We start from the raw sequence: 17151 nt of genomic DNA on the forward strand, positions 1-17151 counted from the left end.
CCGATATTCACAGCCTGTGGATAAATTTCATCCCTTGTGGACAACAGGTGGAGCGGAATCGGCAGCGCCGGGGATGAATCCACAGTCCAGATTCTGTCCCTGCGGTTATCCGAAACTTATCCACAGCCACCTTTTCGTCACGCCGTGTTTGATCCGGGATTGCCTTTTTCCGCGGCTTTCCGCCATGGTGGCGCGATGAGCCGCCTCCATCTGCACCTCATATCCGATTCCACGGGTGAAACGCTCGAAAATATCGCGAAGGCGGCAATCGCCCAGTTCGACGATGTCGAGGTCGTGCGCCATTTCTGGCCGATGGTACGGTCGGAATCGCATCTCGACCGGATCATTGCCGAAGTTCAGGCGAGCCCCGGAATGATCCTCTTCACCCTCGTCAATGGCGAGTTGCGCGCCAGCCTCGAACGCCGGGCTGCGGCGCTCAACCTGCCGACCGTGCCCGCGCTCGATGCGGTCACCGACGCACTGTCGCGAATGCTGGGACAGGAAGCCAAGGCGCGTCCCGGCCGTCAGCACCAGCTTGATGCCGCTTATTTTGCACGCGTCGAGGCGATCCAGTTTACCGTGGCCCACGACGACGGCATCGGGTGGGAGAATTGGGAGCAGGCCGACATCGTTCTTGCCGGCGTGTCGCGCACCTCGAAGACCCCGACGAGCATCTATCTCGCGAACCGCGGCTACAAGACTGCGAACATTCCGATCGTGCCCGAATCGCCGCCGCCGCAAGCGCTCTATCATCTGAAACGCCCGCTCGTCGTCGGGCTCACCACCGGTCTCGACCGGCTCGTTCAGGTTCGGCGCAACCGCCTGCTCTCGCTCAATCAGGCGCCTGAGACCTCCTACGTCGACGACGAACGCGTAAAAGCCGAACTCGCCTATGCCCGCCGGATGTTTGCCGACAATGGCTGGCCGGTGATCGATGTGACGCGCCGCTCGATCGAGGAAACCGCCGCGGCGGTTATCAAGCTTGTCGAGGACCGCACCGAAACATGACCTTGCTCCTTGCCTCGCAAAGCAGCGGCCGCGCCGCGATGCTCCGCGCCGCCGGCCTCGCCTTCGAGACGAGCCCCGCGCATGTCGACGAGGAGGCGCTGACCGCCTCGTTGCTTGCAGCTGGCCAAACCGCGCGCAACATTTCCGACGCGCTCGCCGAGGCGAAGGCGATCAAGATTTCGTCGCGGCTTCCCGGCGTGACGGTCCTTGGCGCCGATTCGACGCTCGCGCTCGATGATGGCGCGATGCTGTCGAAACCGGCGACCCCCGAGGAGGCGGCTGACCATCTTCGCCGCATGGCCGGCACCCGCCACCGCCTGTTCAGTGCTGCGGTCGCGGCGCGCGACGGCGCTCCCGTCTGGCGCGCGATCGGCGAGGCGAAGCTGTGGATGCGACCCTTGTCGGACACCTTCATCGACGACTATGTCGCGCAGAACTGGGACAGTATCCGCTGGACCGTCGGCTGTTACGAGATTGAGGGAGCGGGCGTGCAACTATTCGATCGGGTCGAGGGCGACCCCTGGACGATCATCGGCATGCCGATGCTTCCGCTGATGGCATGGCTGCGCGCCACCGGACTCGCACCGCAATGAGCAAGCCCTATGCAGAGGTGATCGGCGATCCGATCGCCCATTCGAAATCACCGCTGATTCATGGCTTCTGGCTCGATGCGCTCGGCCTCGACGGCGATTACCGCCGCGAACATGTGAAGCCCGCCGATCTCGATGCCTATATCGCCGGGCGCCGCGACGATCCCGACTGGCGCGGTTGCAACGTCACGATTCCGCACAAGGTCGCCGTCATGGATCTGGTCGACGATCCCGGCGATATTCGCGGCACAATCGGTGCGATGAACACGATCGTCCGCCAGCCCGATGGTTCGCTGATCGGCACCAATACCGATGCCGCCGGCTTTTATGCGCCGCTCGCCGAACTCGACCTCGAAGGCGCGCCCGTCGCAGTTGTCGGCGCGGGCGGTGCTGCCCGTGCGGTGCTGTTTGCGCTCGCTCGTGCCAATGTCGGCCGGGTCACCATCCTGAACCGTTCGCCGCTCAAGGCGATGGGCCTGCTTGCGACCTTCGGGCTCAAGGGCGATGTGGTCGCCCTCGATGCCCAGCTTCCGCCCGTCTCGCTGCTCGTGAACAGCAGCAGCCTCGGCATGACCGGCCAGCCACCGCTCGACCTCGACCTCGGAGCGCTGCCCGAGGATGCGATCATATATGATCTCGTCTACGCGCCGCTCCAGACCGGACTTCTCAAAGCCGCAGAAGCACGCGGGCTCGACACCGTCGACGGGCTCGACATGCTGATCGGGCAGGCCGCGCTCGCCTTCGAGCTGTTCTTCGGCCAGTCGCCCCCCGAGGGTCGCGACGAAGACTTGCGGGCCTTGCTTACCGCATGAGCTTTCGCAAGCACCTCGGCGAGCAACTGCGGCGGCCCTTCATTCTAGGCCTCACCGGCTCGATCGGGATGGGCAAGTCGACCGCTGCGCAGATGTTCGAGCGCGAGGGCGTCCCCGTCTTCGACGCCGATGCCGAGGTGCACAAGCTGCAAGGCCCGGGCGGCGCACTCGTTGCGGCGATCGAGGCGCGCTTTCCCGGCACCACCGGGCCGAACGGCGTCGACCGGCAAAAGCTCGGCGCCCGCGTCCTTGGTAACCGCCACGAACTCGCCGCGCTCGAAGCGATCATCCATCCGGCGGTGGGCAGGGCACAGCGCAAATTCCTGATGCGGCACCGCGCGCGCGATGTCGTCATCCTCGATATCCCCTTGCTCTTCGAAAAAGGCGGTTGGCGCCGCGTCGGTGCGATCGCGGTCGTCTCGGCGCCGGCGTGGATGCAGACGAAGCGCGTGCTGCGCCGCCCCGGAATGACCCGCGCCAAGCTGAAAGCGATCCGCCGCCTGCAGGTTCCCGACCGGGTCAAGCGCGCGCGCGCCGATTTCGTTATCGAAACGGGCCGGCCCAAAAGCGTGACGCATCGTCAGGTTCGCGCCATCGCCTCTTGTTTCCGCGCGCGATAAGGTCCAGATTAGCCGTTCAATGCGTGAGATTATTTTCGATACCGAAACCACGGGATTTGATCCCAAGTCCGGGGACAGGCTGGTCGAAATCGGGTGCGTCGAATTGATCGACCGTCGCGAAACGGGGGTCACGTTCCACGCCTATTTCAACCCCGAGCGCGACATGCCCGCCGCCGCCGAAGCCGTGCACGGGCTTTCGATCCAGTTTCTGTCCGACAAGCCGCTGTTCGCGACTCGCGTTGACGAGCTGATCGAATTTCTCGGCGATGCGCCGATGATCGCGCATAACGCCGCCTTCGACTTCGGCTTCATGAACGCCGAGCTCGCCCGGGCCGGGCGCCCTGGCCTCGATATGGGGCGGATGTGCTGCACTGTGCAGATGGCGCGCAAGCTTCATCCGGGGGCCAAGCACAGTCTCGACGCGCTCTGTACGCGCTATGGCATCGACCGCAGCCACCGGGTCAAACATGGCGCGTTGCTTGACGCCGAGCTGCTCGCGCATCTCTATATCGAAATGACGGGGGGGCGGCAGATCGGCCTCGGTCTCGGCGCTGCACCTGCGGCCGCCGCGCTTGTCGCCGATCCTGTTCGCGCCGTGGCACCGCCGCGGGCATTCCGCGAACCCCGCCCGCACACCGCGACCGCCACAGAGTTGGCGCGGCATGCCGAATTCGTCGCCGCACTGAATCAACCTTTGTGGCACGATAGTCCGTGACGGCTGCTCCCGGTTGTCACCGAGACCTTGAAGGAGAAGAAAGATGGAAATCCGCGTCTCTGGCCACCAGATCGAAACCGGCGAAGCGCTTCAGTCGCATGTGTCGGACCGGATGAACGCGATTGCCGACAAATATTTCTCCCGCGCGATCGGTGCGCACGCGACCTTCGGCAAGGGACCGCACGAGAGTTTTCAGTGCGACATCGTCGCGCATGTGATGCAGGGGCTGGTGCTCAAGGGACACGGTCAGGCGCAGGATGCGCACGTCGCGTTCGAGGGCGCGGCCGACCGTATCGAGAAGCAGCTGCGACGCTACATGCGACGATTGAAGGATCGTAACAATGGTCCCGTTGCGCCGTCGCCGACGGTCGACGAGATCGATGACAACGCCGCCTATGTCGTATTCGACGCCGGTGCCGAGGATGAGGATGCTGGCGATGCGCCGGCGATCATCGCCGAAACGCGCGTCGATATTCCGAGCAGCAGCGTATCCGACGCCGTGATGATGCTCGATCTGCGCAACACCAACGCGCTGCTCTTCGTCAACAGCAAGACCGGAACGCACAATATGGTCTATCGTCGCGATGACGGTACGATCGGCTGGGTCGAGCCGCGCTAGAACGCCGCCGGGTCCGGGCTGCTTGCGGCCCGGACATCCGGAAGGGGCACCCGATCGTTATACGATAGGACTGGATTTTCTTCGCCATCCAGCCTAAGGGCCGCGCCCAATGACGCCCGATGCCGGGTTGCGGGGCCAGGATTGTTCCCGATCGATTGCAAACAACGATGACCCCGGGCGCTTGTCCGGTGCCTATGCAGATTTGACCAGAACGATGAATCTTTCTTCCCTTCTCTATCCTGCGACCGTGCGCGCGCATGTGCAGCTCGATTCGAAAAAGGCACTTTTTCCGTTCGTCGGCGATCTTGCCGCGCGTTCGCTGGGGCTCGATGCCGGAGAAGTCAGCGAAGCCCTGCTTGAGCGCGAGCGCCTCGGCTCGACCGGTTTCGGTCGCGGGATCGCATTGCCGCATGCCAAGCTGGCCGATCTTTCGGGCGTTCGCGGACTGTTTCTGCAGCTTGCGCGGCCGATCGATTTTCAGGCGGTCGATGGCTTGCCGGTCGACCTGCTGTTCGTCCTGCTTTCGCCGCTCGATGCCGGCGCCGACCATCTGAAGGCGCTGGCCGGCGTGTCGCGGATGCTCCGCAACGACAGCATCGCCGAACGGCTGCGCGGCGCGAAGAATGACGAAGCGCTCTACGCGATGCTGCTCGACACCGAAACGCGCGATGCGGCGTAACGCCGCGCTGCTTTTTCCATGACCCGGCTCAAGAGCCGTTTTCTCGTCGACCTGTTGATCCGCCGCGCCGAAGCGGCCGGCGGCTTCGCGGCTGTGCTCGCCAGGGGCGACGAAACGTCCGGAATCATTCTGGTCCAGTGCAGCGAACGCGGCGAGCCCGGCCCGCTGCTCGAGCGCCGCTTTTCACCGCAGGGCGACTATATCTGGGAGGCGGTCGGACCCGACGACCCAAAAGATGGTGAATCCCTTGCAAACTACCAGGAACGGCGGCGACGCGCCGATCCCGACCTTTGGATCGTTGAACTGGATATCGCAGATGCGCCACGACTCGTCGCGGAGTGGGCGGCGTTAACTTGACTCTGTTGCGGCGCACAATAGGTGGCGCCCACCCCATAACGCGTAGGTCGTTCCGCGGGTTGCTTCGCTTTTTGTGAAGCATCCGGAAAAACGGTTCGGACACGCAGTCGGATGATGGCCGCAGGTGACATAGGGCAAATCAGCTCCCTCGCCTGTTTTTAGGTTCGGTCCATCAGCCGCCCTTTTGACGGAATATATGAGTCGCATTTTGAACGCTGCCAGCGTGGCTGCCGTCGGTATGACCGCAACCGCCATGCTGATGCTGGCCGAACCGGGCTTCGCGAGCGATCTCGCTGAAAGCGCGAATCTTCCCGCCATCACGCTGCCGGGCGCCGATGCGCCGGCCGCTGCTGAACCGGCGGATCTGTCGACCGAGGCTGCCCAGCCCGTCGCCACCCCCACCCCCGACAGCAAGGAAGAATCCGACGTCGAGCCGAAAGCGGCTCCGCTGGATTTCGACTCGCTCGCTGAACTCGTCGCCGCGACGCCCAAGCCGACCGATGTGGACCCCGAACTGCGCTGCCTTGCCGGCGCGGTCTATTTCGAATCGCGCGGCGAATCGCTGCCGGGCCAGCTTGCGGTCGCGCATGTCGTGATCAACCGCGCCAAGTCGGGCCGCTTCCCCAAGAGCCTGTGCGGCGTCGTCCATCAGCCGAGCCAGTTCAGCTTTGTGCGCGGTGGCAAGATGCCTGCGGTCCGCAACGCCACCCAGTGGAACAATGCCGTGGCGATCGCGCAGATCGCGCGCGACGGCAGCTGGAAGACGCAGGCGCCGGGCGCGCTGTTCTTTCACGCGCGCTATGTCTCGCCGGGCTGGCGCAAGACGCGCGTCGCGTCGATCGACAACCACATCTTCTATCGCTGATCGTGTGACCGGGGTGCGGCCACCGCATCCCGTTCATTGCCAAGCCATATTTCGTGGCGCATGATGTGGCGATGATGCGTCCTCTTTCTGCCGCCCTGCTCGTCGCAGCGGCGCTTGCGCTCGGTGGCTGTGCCACCGCGGTTCCGCCGGTCGAAGTGACCCGCTTCCACAATGCTGTCCCCGGCTGGGCGCCGGGCACCCGCTATGCCATCGCGACAGCGCCGGTTGACGGGCCGGCGGCGGGCATGCCCTCGCTCGAATGGAACAGCTACCGCGCCGCGGTGGATCAGCAACTGCAGCGGCAGGGACTCGTCGCGGCAGGTGGCAACGAAAAGGCGCCGCTCCTCGTCCGCATCGCTTTCGAGCGCGCCGAACAGGCCGATCCCGGTCGGCGGTCGCCGGTGTCGGTCGGCGTCGGCGGTTCGACCGGCAGCTATGGCTCGGGTGTCGGGCTCGGTATCGGAATCAATCTTGGCGGTGGTCCCAAGCGGATGGCAGATCTGCAGCTTTCGGTGCGGATCGACGATGCGGCGACGGGGCAGGCGATCTGGGAAGGCCGCGCGCTGACCGCGGTGCCGGTGAAGGCACCCGCCGCACAGCCGTCACTCGCGGCCGCGAAATTGGCCGAGGCCTTATTCAAGGACTTCCCCGGCGAATCGGGACGCACTATCAGCGTCCCATGACCATCAGCATCAACGCCGCTTTCGACAGCGGCAATATCGTCGTGGAATCGATCGACGGAACGTCGGCACGCCTGTCGATCCGCAAGGATCGCGAGTCCGATTTCTTTCAGTGGTTCCACTTTCGCGTCGCGTGCAACGTCGGCGATGCGCTCCAGCTTGCGATCACGGGGCTCGCCGATTCGGCCTATCCCGACGGCTGGCCGGGCTATGCCGTCTGCGCAAGCACCGACCGCGACCATTGGTTCCGCCTCGACACCGACTATGATTCGGCGAGCGGCACGCTCACCGTTCAGCACACCGCCGAAAGCCCGATCCTGTGGGTCGCTTATTTCGCTCCCTATTCGATGGAGCGTCATCACGACCTGATCGCTTCGGTTGCCGAGTGCGAGGGCGTCACCTATCGCTGCCTCGGCACCAGCATCGAGGGTCAGCCGATCGATTGTATTGAAATGGGTACCGGCGATATCCATGTCTGGCTCTATGCGCGTCAGCATCCCGGCGAATCGATGGCAGAGTGGTGGATGGAAGGCGCGCTCGAAAAGCTCACCGATCCTGCCGATCCCTATGCGCGTTCGCTGCGCCGGAAGTGCCGGCTGCACATCGTGCCGAACATGAATCCCGACGGCTCATGCCGCGGACATCTTCGCACCAACTATGCCGGCGTGAACCTCAACCGCGAGTGGGACAATCCGACGGCCGAGCGCAGCCCCGAAGTGCTGTGCATGCGCAATGCGATGGACGAAAGCGGCGTCGACTGGGCGATGGACGTCCATGGCGACGAGGCGATCCCTGCGGTCTTCCTTGCCGGGTTCGAAGGCATCCCGTCGCTGAAGAGCGAACAGATGGACAAATATAAGGCGTTTCAGACCGCGTTGGCGGCGAACACCCCCGACTTCCAGGTCGATCTCGGCTATGTCGAATCGGCGCCGGGTCAGGCCAACCTCAGCATGTCGACGACGCAGCTTGCCGAACGCTTCGGCGCGGTGTCGATGACGCTCGAAATGCCGTTCAAGGATAACCGCGATCTGCCCGATCCGGTGCAGGGCTGGTCGCCCGAACGGTCGAAGCTGCTCGCGCACGCGTGCCTCGCGACGCTGGACCAGCTGCTCTGATGCCCGAATCGGCGGCCGTCTGGCGGATCGTCGAGGATGATCTGTCGGGCGCCCCGATCCGCGCGCTGCTTGAGGTGCATTTCGCGGGGATGCTTGCGAACTCGCCGGCCGAAAGTTGCCACTTTCTCGATTTCGACGGGCTGCGCGCGGGCGACGTGACCTTCTGGTCGATCCACCGCGGCGACGAGCTTGCGGGCTGCGGCGCGCTCAAGATGCTGGGCAATGCGCAGGGGGAGATCAAATCGATGCGCACCGCCGAGGCGTTCCTGCGCCAAGGCGTCGCCGCGCACATGCTCGTGCATATCGTCGATGAAGCGCGAAACCGCGGCCTTGAACGCCTCAGCCTCGAAACCGGATCGAGCCCCGCGTTCGAGCCCGCGCTGGCACTGTATCGGGCGCACGGGTTCGCGGACTGCGAACCCTTTGCCGATTACCGGCCCGACCCGTTCAGCCGCTTCATGACCCGCGCGCTCTAGGCACGAAAACGGGGTCCGGAAGGGACTCCGGACCCCGCAATTCCCGTTCCAACCGGTTGGCTGTTAAGCGGCCTTCTTGTCCGCGTCGAACAGCGTCGGCGGCGTTCCGCCGATCGCGATCTTGTGCGGCTTCATCGCCTCGGGCACTTCGCGGACCAGGTCGATGATCAGCAGGCCGTCGGCCAGGTCGGCCTTGTCGACGCGCACGAAGTCGGCGAGCTGGAAGCGGCGTTCGAACGCGCGCGTCGCGATGCCGCTGTACAGCAGCTGGCGGGTTTCGCCCTCGGCGGCGGGCGCCTTGCGACCGCTCACGGTCAGCATGTTCTGCTGCGCGGTGATGTCGATCTCGTCACCCTTGAAGCCCGCGACCGCAACGATGATGCGGAAATGATCGTCGCCGAGCTTTTCGATGTCGAAGGGCGGATAGTTTTCGGCGGCCGAACCGCCGGTTTCCAGAAAGTCGAACAACCGGTCGAAACCGACGGTCGAACGGCGATAGGGGGTCCAGTCGAAACTGTTACGCATGACTCAATTCTTCCTTTCACAAGCGAAGCGAGGGACCGCGGACACGCGCCGCGATCGCCGTCCGGCCCCATGTCGGCGGCCGGATGATGCGAATTTGGTAACCGTCGGAACCTTTTCAAGAGGGCGGTTGGCCTTTGCGCAAAAGCCGCGCTAAGGGGCGGCAACGCTCGCCAGCCGAAGGACGAAAACATGCCGCAGCTCATCCTCATCCGCCACGGACAGTCGCAGTGGAATCTCGAAAACCGCTTCACCGGCTGGTGGGACGTCGATGTCACCGAAAAGGGCGCGGCCGAGGCGTGGGCGGCGGGCGAGCTGATGAAGGCCAAGGGCATATCACCCGATACCTGCTTCACCTCGGTCCAGACGCGCGCGATCAAGACGCTGAATCTGGCGCTCGAGGCAATGGGACGGCTCTGGCTGCCCGTGACCAAGGACTGGCGCCTCAACGAACGTCACTATGGCGGGCTTACCGGGCTCGACAAGGCCGAGACTGCGGCGAAGCATGGCGACGATCAGGTCAAGATCTGGCGCCGCAGCTTCGACATTCCGCCGCCGCCGCTTGACGCCGGTTCAGAATGGGATCTTGCGAGCGACCCTCGCTACGCCGGCATCGCGATCCCCTCGACCGAAAGCCTCAAGGACACGATCGCGCGCGTCCTGCCCTATTATGAAGCGGCCGTCGCGCCGCAGCTTGCGGCCGGCAAGACGGTGCTGATCTCGGCACATGGCAACAGCCTGCGCGCGCTGGTCAAGCATCTGTCGGGCATTTCGGACGCCGACATCACCGGCCTCGAGATTCCGACCGGCCAGCCGATCATCTATGAACTGAACGACGACCTGACCGCGCGCGACCGTTATTATCTCAGCGAGCGCTGAGATTTTGGTCCACTGACGTGGAACACGGCACCGGCCCGCTCCCCCACCCGGCCTCCCAACAGCCTATCCTGAAATGGGAGGCCGGGTGGGGGAGCGGGCCGGTGCCGCACGCTTCCGCACGCGGAAGCAGATTTAGAGCGTCCCGGTCACCGTCAGCTGGAAATATTGTCCGAACCGGCGCTGACGGCTTTCGCTGAACGCGATCGGCCCGTCGCGCCGATCGACGAACAGCGTGCGGTCGAGACCGTCCTTCATCCCGGCCAGATTGCGGTACGACAGCTTGACCGTAAAGCCCGCGACATCCTTGTGCTCGATATAGGCGGTCACAAACGGGCCGACCGTATATTCCTTCTCGATCGCGTCGAGCCGCAGGCCGGGCGCGTAGCGTTCGTCGAAATAGCCCGCCCCCCACGCCAGATCGCTGCCGGGTATGTCGTGGCGCAGGCTGAGGTCGACGACATAATCCTGCCCGTAGCTCTGGTCGCGCCACAGCCCGGTCAGCGGGTCGCGGACACGGTTGCGGCGCCAGGTGATGTCGCTATTGATCCGCGCCCCCGTCCAGCCGAGTGGATCGAGCAGAAGCGTCGCCTTCGAACTGATACGATACAGGTTCGCGGGTGGCAGATTGCCCTTGCCCTCGGTCGTCGGTGACAGCGGAATCTGGTCGACCAGATCCTGCGCATAGGCATAGGCGAACTGAACCGACGCATTGCCCCAGCGGCCGAAGTCCTGCACGAATTCCAGTTCGGTGCGGTTGACCACCGGCGGAACGAGTTGGCCGTTGCCCTGATTACCCTGATTGTTCGCGACATCGACCGAACTCGCGAAATCGAAGAAATCGAGCTGATCGACGCGGCGCTGGATGTGCCAGTTGATTGTCGTCTTCGGCCCGACCTTCCATGCGAAGGCCAGCTTGCCCTTCGGCCGGATGAAACGCCGCGTCAGCCCGCCCGGGCCCGACGAGGTCAGCTCGCTATATTCGGCGGCCAGATTGAGCTGCGCGGTCAGGTTCGCGGCCAGCGCGCGACCCCAGCTCAGCGAGGCCTCGGCGCGCTTCTCCTCCACCTTGGTCCGCTCGCCGCCGAAAACGACCGGCAGGAAGCTTCCATCGGGCTGCAGCGTCGCGAACTCGGCGTCGACGTCGAGTGTATTGTACGCTCCCTCCAGCGCGACCTGCCAATCGGTGCCGCCTGCGGTGCGCCAGCTATATTCGCCGCGCAGGATCGACTCGCTTTCGTCGGCGGCCTGCGTGAAGCGGTCGCCGCTCGTCCCGCCGACCGCGCGGTCGACGACGAAGCTGCTCACGGTCGGGCTATGTTCGAACCGGTAGAGGCCGATCAGCTTCAACCGGCCCTTGCCGAGGCCAAACTCATAGTCGCCGCCGATATCGAAATTGCGTTCGTCTTCCCTCGAACGATAGGTTTCGGTGACGCGCCCGGTCGCGGCGCGCGTCGACACTCCGTCGACCGCTTCGGTCAGATACTGGATCTGGGCGCCGGCGTTGAAATTCCATTTGTTGCCGTTCGCCGTGGTCCGCGACAGCGCCGCCGACAGTCGCGGACGGTCGCCATCGAAGGCGCCGAACTCATCGCGCGTGAACAGCAGAACGCCATTGCCGTCGTAAACCCGCTCGGGCCCCCAATGGCCTTGCCGGCTGGCTTCATTCTTCAGGCTGAGCGTCAGATCGGCGCCGCCGAGCTTCCCGGTCGTCGATACTTCGCCGTTCAGCCAATTATCTTCGAGCCGTGGCCGCCATTCGGGTTGCCAGCGGATCGTCGTTCTGAACCCGCCGCCGGATGCGCCGCGTCCCGCGACGAGCACGACATTGGCGACGCGTCCGGTCAGCCCCGGAACATTGAGGCTCGCGCCATCGACGATGTCGATATAGGCGACCTGCGCGGCGGTGATCCGCGACAGCGCGGTGCGCGCGTCGGTCGTCTTGCTCGCAACGCGCTCGCCGTTGATCAGCACATTTTCGGTCGCCTGCCCCAGCCCGCGGTCGCCGCCATTGGTACCGGTGACGATCAGGAATCCCGGAACCTTCTCGACCATGTCGAGTGCTGTGCGCGGCGCGAAGCGGGTGAAATCGGCGGGCAAATAGCGCTCGGCGCCGTTCACAGCCACCGGGATCGCCGGCGGTGCGTCGCCCGTAGGCGCAGGCGTTTCCTGCGCCACGGCCGGACAGATCAGACAAAAAGCCAGTGCCAGCGACGATGCCCTTGCGGCCACGCGCATAATTCCCTCCCCCGATTGCTGCCTTGAAACAGCTATTTGGCTGCAGCAGCGGAGGGCGAAATAGTCAAAACCCAATCCACCAACAACGGGTGGAGTCGACCGGCGCCAGGCTGTTCAGTCGCGCAGCAGTTCGTTGATCCCGGTCTTGGCGCGCGTCTGCGCGTCGACGCGCTTGACGATGACGGCGCAATAGAGCGAGGGTCCCGGCGTTCCGTCGGGCAGCGGCTTGCCCGGCAGCGAACCCGGCACGACAACCGAATAAGCGGGAACTTCACCGATGAAGACTTCGCCCGTTGCGCGGTCGATGATCTTGGTCGATGCGCCGAGGTAGACGCCCATCGAGAGCACCGCGCCCTCGCGCACGATCACGCCTTCGGCGACCTCGGCGCGGGCGCCGATGAAAGCGCCGTCCTCGATGACGACGGGTCCTGCCTGCAACGGTTCTAGCACGCCGCCGATCCCGGCGCCGCCGGACAGATGGACGTTCGCGCCGATCTGCGCGCAGCTGCCGACGGTGGCCCAGGCGTCGACCATCGACCCTTCACCGACATAGGCGCCGATGTTGACGAAGCTCGGCATCAGCACCGCGCCCTTGCTGATGAACGCGCCGCGGCGGACGATCGATCCCGGAACGGCGCGGAAGCCCGCCTCGCGAAAGCGGTTCTCGCCCCAGCCGGCGAATTTCGACGGCACCTTGTCCCACCAGGTCGCGGCGCCCGCGCCGCCCTCGATGATCTCCATATCGTTGAGCCGGAACGACAGCAGCACGGCCTTCTTCAGCCACTGGTTGACCTGCCATGTTCCCGATGCGTCACGCGCGGCGACGCGGTAGCTGCCGTCATCGAGTCCGGCGAGTGCGGTCTCGACCGCCTCGCGCACCGCGCCGGTGGTCGTCAGGCCCAACGTGTCGCGCGCGTCCCAGGCGGCTTCGATCGTGGCTTGCAGGTCGGTGCTCATGAAATTCCCCAAGGTAAAGGCAAGGTATCGAGCCAGTCGGCGATGTCGGTCGCGTGGAAATCGACATGCTCCGGCAGGTGGTCGCGATGGCCGCTTTCGCTGCCATTGTCCAGCCAGACGGTCGTCATGCCCAGCGCTTTGGCGGGGGTCAGATTGCGTGCCATATCCTCGACGAACAGGCTCTTCGCCGGATCGACGCCCAGATGCGACACCATCATCGCATAGGCGGCGGGATCGGGCTTGGGCGTATAACGTGTCGCGCGGATGTCGCAGATGCCGTCGAACAGGTCGGCGATACCCCGCGCCTGGAGCACCCGCGCCGAGTAATCGGCATCGGCGTTGGTAAAGATCAGCTTGCGGCCGGGAAGGCGTTCCAGCCCGGCGCGCAGCCGCGCATCGCTGCTCAGCCGGTCGAGCGCGATGTCATGGACGTCGACCAGAAAATCCTCGGGGTTCACGCCATGATGTCGCATCAGCCCCGCCATCGTCGTGCCATGGTCGTGGAAATATTGCTTCTGCACGCGCCGTGCCTCGACTGCGTTGACACCCAGCAGGCGCATGATGAAGGCGCCCATGCGCTCGTCGATCAGGTCGAACAGCTTCGCCGACGGCGGATAGAGCGTGTTGTCGAGATCGAAGATCCAGCTTTCGATATGGTCGATCGGCGCGGTCATGGCCCGGCCGCATAATGGGCGTCGCGCGCGGCCGCAAGGCGGATGCTTTACCTTCCGGCAACCGACAGGGGGCTAGCGTCGTGTGGGCCGGCCGGACTACAAGGCGGGTGTCAGAAGCAGGGGGACCGGCCATGGCCGATGTGCGTCGATTGAGCTCTATCCGGCGGATTGCGGGACGGCCCTTGCCGATGCTGCTTGGCATTGCGGCGTTGTCGCTCGCGGGTTGCGGCGGTGGTGGAGCGCGGCCTTCGCCGACGCCCGCGCCGACGCCGGCTCCTACTCCCGCGCCGACCCCCACACCGACGCCCACGCCGGCCCCGACTCCAACCCCGACCCCCACGCCGACGCCGCCCACCGGCAATTTCAACACCGCCGAGACGCGCCGGTCGGACGGGGTGAATTATCATGGCGCGATCACCGCCTATCAGGCGGGGGCGACCGGACAGGGCATTCTCGCCGGGGTAATCGACGACGGGATCGACGAGGACAGTCCCGAGTTTGCCGGACGCATCTCGTCGCTTTCATTGGACCTCGCGGGATCGCGCGGAATCAATGCGGAGGGGACGCACGGCACCAATGTCGCGCAGGTTCTGCTTGGCGGAAAGAATGACGCGGGCACTTTCGGTATCGCGTTCAACGCCAATTTGCTCGTGCTGCGCGCCGACCGGCCGGGAAGCTGCGCGACCACGGCGCCGGGCGATGACGAAAGCGGATGCCGCTTTGGCGAGACAGCGATTGCCGCGGGGCTCGACCGCGCGATCAGCGCCGGCGCGCGCGTCGTCAACATTTCGCTCGGCGGCGAGGACGCGCCGGGCGCAACGCTGCGCGCCGCGGTAGCACGCGCGACCGCGGCGGGAATCATCGTCGTCCTGTCGGCAGGGAACGAGGGCGATACGACCGCGAACGGCAACGACCCGAACAATCCCGAACCCTTTGCGCAGGGGCTGCGCGATGCCGGCGGCGGGCTCGTCATCATCGTCGGCTCGGTCAACGAGAATGGCGTCAGTTCGGGCTTCAGCAACCGCGCGGGCAGCTATGCTGCCTCTTATCTGTCGGCGCTCGGCGAAGGGGTGTGTTGTGCTTATGAAAATGGTGTCCTCAAGACCGACGGCAATTTTGTCTTCGTCCTGAACGGCACCAGCTTTGCGGCGCCGCAGGTGGCGGGGGCGGTCGCCCTCATCGCGCAGGCCTTTCCCAATCTGACCGGTCAACAGATCGTCCAGCTTCTCTATCAGTCGGCGCGCGACGCCGGTGCCGTCGGCGATGACGGGGTCTATGGTCAGGGCATTCTGGACATTGCGCGGGCGTTTCAGCCGATGGGGGCGACGACCCTTGCGGGTACGGCAACCGCCGTGCGGCTCGACGGCGCGCTGGGACTGCTCGGCGGGCCGATGGGCGATGCGGGAATGCGCGGCGCCGGAACCACCACCGGGCTCGTCACCGATGGCTTCGGCCGCGCCTTCAATGTTGATTTCGGCGGCTCGCTGGTGCCGCGTCGTCCCGATTTCAAATTGTCGGGAGCGATCGGCGGGCTGGTTCGCCAGCAAAGCGCGGCATCGGGCTCGCTCGCGCTGTCGGTGCTGACCGCGCCGGGCGGCGATGCGTTGACGGGCCTGTCGTACAGCGATGCGCAGCGCGCGCGGACGATCGCCGCCTCGATGGTCGCGCGCCTCGACGACCGGACGCGCATCGGTTTTGCTTCGGGACGCGGTCTCGGCGGGCTCGCGGCCGGCGAGCGCGGTGAATCGGGGCATGCGATGCTGATCGGCGACGGTGCGCAGGAAGGGCTGGGTTTTGGCGCCAGTCCCGGAATCGGAGTCCTGCTGCGCCGCCAGATCGGCCGTGGTCACGCGCTGACGCTGACCGCCGAAAACGGCTGGGTGTCGGGCTCGCGTTGGCAGGACGACCCGCTCGCCCGCTATCGTGCCGGCCGTGACAGTCGCTACCAGCGGCTCGGCGCGGCCTGGGACGGACGCTTCGGCCCGGTCCGCGCAATGCTCGGTGGCGGCTGGGTTCGCGAATCGGACAGCTTGCTCGGTGCCCGCCTTGGCCCCGTCTTTGGCAGCGGCGGCGCGACCAGCCTTGTCGGTGATGCCAGCCTCAGCCTGAATCTCGACGGCGGCTGGCGCTTGTCGACGGCGTGGCGCCAGATGTGGACGACGCCCGATCGCGGCGGACTCGTCGCGGGCGGCGCGCTGCGCTCGACCGCCTTCTCGTTCGACGTCGCGAAGGCGGGCCTGTTCGGCCCCGGCGATCAGGCCGCGCTGCGCTTTGCCCAGCCGCTCCGCGTCGCGCATGGCGGGATCGATCTGATGCTGCCGGTCGCCTATGATTATGATACCGCGACCGCCACCTTCGACCGCCGCACCTATAATCTCGCCCCGACCGGGCGCGAGCTGGTGGTCGAGGCAAGCTATGCCATGGCGCTGTTCGGCGGCGACCTGATCGCCAATAGCTGGTGGCGGCAGGATCCCGGACATATCGCTGCCATGCCCGACGACAAGGGCGTGGCGCTGCGCTTTACGACAGGCTTCTAGAGCGCGGTACGCAGCGCGGTCCACCGCTCCAGCTTGGCTGAAAAGCCGACCGTGTGCGCGGCGCTGCTCGATGGCAGATCGACGAGCGCGATGCTGCCCGGCCGCAGCAATTGCCTGCGTCCGATCGTCGCCGCCTTGCCGCCATTGAACGCGATCATGCGAAGGTCGGGCAGGGTTGCGACCAATGTCGCCAGATCCTGCACCTCGACCTCGCGGATATCCGAATCGCTGCTGCTCTGCCGTTCGGCGGTGCGGATCACGTCCCACAGCCCGATCTTCGCGTCGCGCAGCGCAGCGAGCCGGTCGTCATAGGGCATGTTCGCGAGCGGTCGATCGATCACCTCGCCCAGCAGGCGCCAGAACTGGTTCGTCGGGTGGGCATAATATTGCCGTTCGGCGAGCGACCGGGCGCCGGGCAGGCTGCCCAGAATCAGCAGGCGCGTATCGGGCGCGACGTGCGGGGCAAAGCTGGCGTGGCGAGGGGCGGCCATGACCAAAGCGCTACCGGCCCGATTTCCGCGCCGCAAGCGGTATCGCTCCACCCCTTATCGCTTGACCCGACCGGGAATCACCGCTAGGGGCGCCACCGTTCGAAAGTCACGGACTTCCGTATCTTTCGAGCGACAACAGCGCTTGAACATTGCTGGCGCGGATGGAGCCTCCGGAGGACGAACGAGTCCGCCGGGGTCTTTTGCTGTTATCAGGTCGGTCGTTTTTCGCCCTTTCGGGTGGTGCGGCCGGAGCTTCGTCCACCGCAGTACAGTAACCGTTCGCTCCCCCATGATATGGGGCGATGCGGACACATAAAGGT

At 65.4% G+C, this 17151-nt stretch carries 19 protein-coding genes; 14 read left to right on the forward strand and 5 right to left on the reverse strand.

The annotated features are described in order from the left end of the window. Positions 1-195: 195 nt before the first annotated feature. The 12 genes from ACQY80_RS07430 to ACQY80_RS07485 all read left to right on the forward strand — a co-directional run bounded on the left by ACQY80_RS07430 (position 196) and on the right by ACQY80_RS07485 (position 8536). Positions 196-1008, forward strand: a complete 813-nt coding sequence (locus ACQY80_RS07430) for a pyruvate, water dikinase regulatory protein (RefSeq protein WP_428685146.1) — start codon at positions 196-198, stop codon at positions 1006-1008. Beyond that, positions 1005-1601, forward strand: coding sequence for a Maf family protein (locus tag ACQY80_RS07435; protein ID WP_428685148.1), 597 nt, complete (start codon positions 1005-1007; stop codon positions 1599-1601). Before ACQY80_RS07430 ends, ACQY80_RS07435 begins: the two co-directional genes overlap by 4 nt. Then, positions 1598-2410, forward strand: a complete 813-nt coding sequence (gene aroE / locus ACQY80_RS07440; RefSeq protein WP_428685150.1) for a shikimate dehydrogenase — start codon at positions 1598-1600, stop codon at positions 2408-2410. The genes ACQY80_RS07435 and aroE overlap by 4 nt, the downstream gene beginning before the upstream one ends. Continuing rightward, entirely contained in the window at positions 2407-3030 is a 624-nt protein-coding gene (gene coaE / locus ACQY80_RS07445; protein WP_428685152.1) for a dephospho-CoA kinase, read from the forward strand. Before aroE ends, coaE begins: the two co-directional genes overlap by 4 nt. Positions 3031-3049: 19 nt before the next feature. Beyond that, positions 3050-3745 (forward strand): DNA polymerase III subunit epsilon, encoded by a 696-nt coding sequence (gene dnaQ, locus ACQY80_RS07450; protein ID WP_428685154.1) that lies wholly within the window; start codon positions 3050-3052, stop codon positions 3743-3745. A 43-nt stretch (positions 3746-3788) separates the two neighbouring features. Continuing rightward, entirely contained in the window at positions 3789-4364 is a 576-nt protein-coding gene (hpf, locus tag ACQY80_RS07455) for a ribosome hibernation-promoting factor, HPF/YfiA family (RefSeq protein ID WP_428685156.1), read from the forward strand. Between the two features lie 214 nt (positions 4365-4578). Next, positions 4579-5043 carry a PTS sugar transporter subunit IIA gene (locus tag ACQY80_RS07460; RefSeq protein ID WP_428685158.1) on the forward strand — a complete coding sequence of 155 codons (465 nt, stop codon included), beginning with the start codon at positions 4579-4581 and terminating at the stop codon, positions 5041-5043. Positions 5044-5061: 18 nt separating this feature from the next. Next, positions 5062-5400, forward strand: a complete 339-nt coding sequence (locus ACQY80_RS07465) for a DUF1491 family protein (protein WP_428685160.1) — start codon at positions 5062-5064, stop codon at positions 5398-5400. Between the two features lie 196 nt (positions 5401-5596). Beyond that, positions 5597-6265 (forward strand): cell wall hydrolase, encoded by a 669-nt coding sequence (locus tag ACQY80_RS07470; RefSeq protein WP_428685162.1) that lies wholly within the window; start codon positions 5597-5599, stop codon positions 6263-6265. 71 nt (positions 6266-6336) lie between these two features. Then, positions 6337-6948, forward strand: coding sequence for a DUF4136 domain-containing protein (locus ACQY80_RS07475; protein WP_428685164.1), 612 nt, complete (start codon positions 6337-6339; stop codon positions 6946-6948). After that, the gene (locus ACQY80_RS07480) at positions 6945-8060 is read left to right on the forward strand and encodes a M14 family metallopeptidase (protein ID WP_428685166.1); all 1116 of its coding nucleotides are present in this window, start codon (positions 6945-6947) and stop codon (positions 8058-8060) included. The genes ACQY80_RS07475 and ACQY80_RS07480 overlap by 4 nt, the downstream gene beginning before the upstream one ends. Further along, positions 8060-8536 carry a GNAT family N-acetyltransferase gene (locus ACQY80_RS07485; protein WP_428685168.1) on the forward strand — a complete coding sequence of 159 codons (477 nt, stop codon included), beginning with the start codon at positions 8060-8062 and terminating at the stop codon, positions 8534-8536. Before ACQY80_RS07480 ends, ACQY80_RS07485 begins: the two co-directional genes overlap by 1 nt. A 63-nt stretch (positions 8537-8599) precedes the next feature. Here the strand turns inward: ACQY80_RS07485 and ACQY80_RS07490 are convergent, their stop codons facing one another. Continuing rightward, positions 8600-9061, reverse strand: coding sequence for an Hsp20 family protein (locus tag ACQY80_RS07490; protein ID WP_428685170.1), 462 nt, complete (start codon positions 9059-9061; stop codon positions 8600-8602). A gap of 189 nt (positions 9062-9250) precedes the next feature. Between ACQY80_RS07490 and gpmA the strand changes: the two genes are divergently transcribed. After that, positions 9251-9937: a 2,3-diphosphoglycerate-dependent phosphoglycerate mutase gene (gene gpmA / locus ACQY80_RS07495; RefSeq protein WP_428685172.1), complete on the forward strand. Its 687-nt coding sequence runs from the start codon at positions 9251-9253 to the stop codon at positions 9935-9937. A gap of 132 nt (positions 9938-10069) precedes the next feature. Here the strand turns inward: gpmA and ACQY80_RS07500 are convergent, their stop codons facing one another. The 3 genes from ACQY80_RS07500 to ACQY80_RS07510 all read right to left on the reverse strand — a co-directional run bounded on the left by ACQY80_RS07500 (position 10070) and on the right by ACQY80_RS07510 (position 13803). Then, positions 10070-12166 carry a TonB-dependent receptor plug domain-containing protein gene (locus tag ACQY80_RS07500; RefSeq protein ID WP_428685174.1) on the reverse strand — a complete coding sequence of 699 codons (2097 nt, stop codon included), beginning with the start codon at positions 12164-12166 and terminating at the stop codon, positions 10070-10072. A gap of 120 nt (positions 12167-12286) precedes the next feature. Then, the gene (gene dapD, locus ACQY80_RS07505) at positions 12287-13129 is read right to left on the reverse strand and encodes a 2,3,4,5-tetrahydropyridine-2,6-dicarboxylate N-succinyltransferase (RefSeq protein WP_428685176.1); all 843 of its coding nucleotides are present in this window, start codon (positions 13127-13129) and stop codon (positions 12287-12289) included. Further along, a complete protein-coding gene (locus ACQY80_RS07510; RefSeq protein ID WP_428685177.1) occupies positions 13126-13803 on the reverse strand; it encodes a pyrimidine 5'-nucleotidase in 678 nt (225 codons plus the stop codon). The genes dapD and ACQY80_RS07510 overlap by 4 nt, the downstream gene beginning before the upstream one ends. A 131-nt stretch (positions 13804-13934) precedes the next feature. Between ACQY80_RS07510 and ACQY80_RS07515 the strand changes: the two genes are divergently transcribed. Beyond that, a complete protein-coding gene (locus ACQY80_RS07515; RefSeq protein ID WP_428685179.1) occupies positions 13935-16340 on the forward strand; it encodes a S8 family peptidase in 2406 nt (801 codons plus the stop codon). On the opposite strand, the gene ACQY80_RS07520 is transcribed toward ACQY80_RS07515, so the two are convergent. Then, positions 16337-16831 carry a DNA-deoxyinosine glycosylase gene (locus tag ACQY80_RS07520; RefSeq protein ID WP_428685181.1) on the reverse strand — a complete coding sequence of 165 codons (495 nt, stop codon included), beginning with the start codon at positions 16829-16831 and terminating at the stop codon, positions 16337-16339. The genes ACQY80_RS07515 and ACQY80_RS07520 overlap by 4 nt on opposite strands. Positions 16832-17151 lie beyond the last annotated feature (320 nt).

It is taken from the genome of Sphingopyxis sp. (assembly GCF_965279755.1).
GTDB lineage: Bacteria > Pseudomonadota > Alphaproteobacteria > Sphingomonadales > Sphingomonadaceae > Sphingopyxis.

Coding starts and splice junctions, on each gene's coding strand:
- ACQY80_RS07475 (WP_428685164.1), top strand. CDS start 6,337: ATGATGCGTCCTCTTTCTGCCGCCCTGCTCGTCGCAGCGGCGCTTGCG.
- dnaQ (WP_428685154.1), top strand. CDS start 3,050: ATGCGTGAGATTATTTTCGATACCGAAACCACGGGATTTGATCCCAAG.
- ACQY80_RS07520 (WP_428685181.1), bottom strand. CDS start 16,831: ATGGCCGCCCCTCGCCACGCCAGCTTTGCCCCGCACGTCGCGCCCGAT.
- ACQY80_RS07460 (WP_428685158.1), top strand. CDS start 4,579: ATGAATCTTTCTTCCCTTCTCTATCCTGCGACCGTGCGCGCGCATGTG.
- gpmA (WP_428685172.1), top strand. CDS start 9,251: ATGCCGCAGCTCATCCTCATCCGCCACGGACAGTCGCAGTGGAATCTC.
- ACQY80_RS07435 (WP_428685148.1), top strand. CDS start 1,005: ATGACCTTGCTCCTTGCCTCGCAAAGCAGCGGCCGCGCCGCGATGCTC.
- ACQY80_RS07515 (WP_428685179.1), top strand. CDS start 13,935: ATGGCCGATGTGCGTCGATTGAGCTCTATCCGGCGGATTGCGGGACGG.
- coaE (WP_428685152.1), top strand. CDS start 2,407: ATGAGCTTTCGCAAGCACCTCGGCGAGCAACTGCGGCGGCCCTTCATT.
- ACQY80_RS07465 (WP_428685160.1), top strand. CDS start 5,062: ATGACCCGGCTCAAGAGCCGTTTTCTCGTCGACCTGTTGATCCGCCGC.
- ACQY80_RS07490 (WP_428685170.1), bottom strand. CDS start 9,061: ATGCGTAACAGTTTCGACTGGACCCCCTATCGCCGTTCGACCGTCGGT.
- aroE (WP_428685150.1), top strand. CDS start 1,598: ATGAGCAAGCCCTATGCAGAGGTGATCGGCGATCCGATCGCCCATTCG.
- dapD (WP_428685176.1), bottom strand. CDS start 13,129: ATGAGCACCGACCTGCAAGCCACGATCGAAGCCGCCTGGGACGCGCGC.
- ACQY80_RS07510 (WP_428685177.1), bottom strand. CDS start 13,803: ATGACCGCGCCGATCGACCATATCGAAAGCTGGATCTTCGATCTCGAC.
- ACQY80_RS07480 (WP_428685166.1), top strand. CDS start 6,945: ATGACCATCAGCATCAACGCCGCTTTCGACAGCGGCAATATCGTCGTG.
- hpf (WP_428685156.1), top strand. CDS start 3,789: ATGGAAATCCGCGTCTCTGGCCACCAGATCGAAACCGGCGAAGCGCTT.
- ACQY80_RS07430 (WP_428685146.1), top strand. CDS start 196: ATGAGCCGCCTCCATCTGCACCTCATATCCGATTCCACGGGTGAAACG.
- ACQY80_RS07485 (WP_428685168.1), top strand. CDS start 8,060: ATGCCCGAATCGGCGGCCGTCTGGCGGATCGTCGAGGATGATCTGTCG.
- ACQY80_RS07470 (WP_428685162.1), top strand. CDS start 5,597: ATGAGTCGCATTTTGAACGCTGCCAGCGTGGCTGCCGTCGGTATGACC.